The sequence below is a fragment of the Achromobacter sp. SIMBA_011 genome (assembly GCF_046535435.1).
Taxonomy (GTDB): Bacteria; Pseudomonadota; Gammaproteobacteria; order Burkholderiales; family Burkholderiaceae_B; genus Achromobacter; species Achromobacter dolens.
In genome coordinates, this window is the sequence record NZ_JAWRWN010000770.1 from 1 (window position 1) to 258 (window position 258).

General features: G+C 63.2%; 1 pseudogene. It reads right to left on the reverse strand.

Annotated features, from left to right (window positions below):
- Window positions 1-258, reverse strand: a pseudogene (locus tag SB816_RS33075) (AMP nucleosidase); the annotation flags it as partial.

Below are 258 nucleotides of genomic sequence, written 5' to 3' on the forward strand. Positions count from 1 at the left end.
CGCGCCATCATGGCGCGGCCCAGCTTAACGAACTCGTCGATATAGAACTGATAGTTCGTATAAAGCACGTAGTTCTGGAAGTGCGTGGGCGCCGTGGCCGTGTAGTGCTTCAGGCGATGCAGCGAGAAGTCCACGCGCGGCGCCGTGAAGAGCGCCAGCGGAAACGGCTCGCCGGGCGCCGGTTCGTAGGTGCCGTTCACGATGCGGTCGTCGAGTTCCGCGAGGTCGGGCGTGTCGAATACGTCGCGCATCGCGAAC